Here is a 1,976-nt window from a genome sequence, read left to right on the forward strand (position 1 = left end):
TGGCGATCGAACCGCGCCAGAGAACTGGTAGCCAGAATACTGGGTGATGCCGACGCGATGAAGGCTGGCGCTGCTACGCAGCACCAGCCTTCATTGAAAAAAACGGAGAGTGACAATTACCTGAGAGTAACATCATCCCATGAGGCAACACGGCGGCTTTTTTAGTTGACGTCAGACAGGCGCGTAATCTACCGCTACTGGCAACGAGCCAACCAAGCCATGAGCCTCGCGTCAGTCCTCAGGAGCCTCAAGAACCGAGCGGGCAAGCGATGCCAGTACGTGTTGCACTGCAAGTATTCGGCGCGCTGCTGTCAATACCTTCCCCCTCGGGCGAAGTGAGCGCAAGCTAGGCTAGACCGAACTCGGCTTCGTGAATTGCACAGTTACTGCAGGCGTAAGCGACTAAAAATTGGTTGGCTCGCTCTCGCCGTGGCGGATTAGGCTTAGACGAACGTCACGTTCGTTCACTATCCTTGCCTTTTCGGCGCCGTCACTGCAACCACCTTTTATTATTTCGCAGCGCGATCGCTTTGGCTCGCTCGCCGAGGCGATGGTAACCGGTTCGGAGCTAGACACCATTATCAGTTAGCGCCGGTTCAACGCGCGAGTACGAAGCAACGAGCGGATGCCGCCCAAAAAGCTATCGGATAAAAACTGCCGGCACTAAGAGTCGCTAACGCAACCTAGACGTCAGGCCGTAAGCGCCGTATCCTAGGGGCATGGCAAGACGCAAAATCAGCAATGAATTGTGGGCGGTGCTGGAGCCGTTGATTCCAGCGTTCACGCCTTCACCCAAAGGCGGGCGTCGGCGCATTGTTGACGACCGGGCGGCATTGAACGGCATCCTGTATGTTCTGCATACAGGCGTTCCATGGGAAGAGTTACCGCAGGAACTCGGCTTCAGCAGCGGCATGACATGCTGGCGACGATTGCGCGACTGGCAGGCCGCAGGCGTGTGGAGCAGGTTGCATCTGGCCATGCTTTGCCGGTTGCGTGAACATGACCAGATTGATTGGGAGCGAGCGAGCCTGGATGCGGCCAGCGTTGCCAGCCCCCGGGGGGCCAAGAAACCGGCCCCAACCCGACGGACCGGGGCAAACTCGGGAGCAAACGGCATCTCGTTGTAGATGCCCGAGGCGTTCCCTTGGCGATCACAGTCACGGGTGCCAACCGGCATGATTCGATGGCGTTCGGGCGCACTCTCGATACCCTCCCGGCCGTGCCGGGCTTAAGCGGTTCGCCGCGCAAACGCCCGGGCAAACTGCATGCGGACAAGGGCTACGACTTTGCCCGCTGCCGACGCTATCTGAAGCAACGCGCAATCACTGCGCGCATCGCCCGTCGCGGCGTAGAAAAGCGCGAGCGGCTAGGACAGCATCGCTGGGTAGTCGAGCGCACGCACGCCTGGTTTGCCGGTTTGGGTAAGCTGCGCATCCGCTTCGAGCGGCGTCTGGACATTCATATCGTCTTGCTCTGCTTGCCCGCTGCCGTGATCTGTTCGCGCTTCGTGGACGACTTGTGTTAGCGACTCTAATACTACAGCCGTAACTATGATCAATTAAAATCACGAAGGGATGCTATGTGGCGCACGATTGATGAAGCCACTGGTGCAAGGATGGGAGCGCGAGCTAGTGGCGTTGCACGAAAGGATTGCAGGCCAGTTCAGTCGTTCGGAATCGCGACAGCGATCACTGGCCTATTTGAAGGCTCTGTTGGGTGGGGTGGAGCGCAAGAACGGCTGGCAGCTATCAAAATGGATGGGTGAATCGACACCAGACAGCGTACAGTATTGCTTGATCGGGCCAGGTGGGATGTTCACGCCGTGCGGGACGTGCTGCGCCAGTATGTGGTCGAACAGCTGGGAGCCACTGATGCCGTGCTGATTGTGGATGAAACAGGATTCGTCAAGAAAGGCGAGCACTCGGTCGGCGTGCAGCGTCAGTATAGTGGCACCGCGGGGCGCATCGAGAACAGCC

1 protein-coding gene and 1 pseudogene are annotated in these 1,976 nt (G+C 58.5%); both read left to right on the forward strand.

The window, feature by feature from the left end; genetic code table 11:
- Positions 1–719: 719 nt before the first annotated feature.
- Positions 720–1,525 (forward strand): IS5 family transposase gene (locus tag KQH60_RS14515; RefSeq protein ID WP_237577118.1). Its coding sequence is split into 2 segments (ribosomal slippage): positions 720–1,050 and positions 1,050–1,525, totalling 807 coding nucleotides; the frame shifts between segments, so codons are not numbered across the junction.
- 70 nt (positions 1,526–1,595) lie between these two features.
- Positions 1,596–1,976 (forward strand): annotated as a pseudogene (locus KQH60_RS14520) (transposase); the annotation flags it as partial.

This window comes from Mycetohabitans sp. B8 (genome assembly GCF_021991875.1).
Classification (GTDB): Bacteria; Pseudomonadota; Gammaproteobacteria; order Burkholderiales; family Burkholderiaceae; genus Mycetohabitans.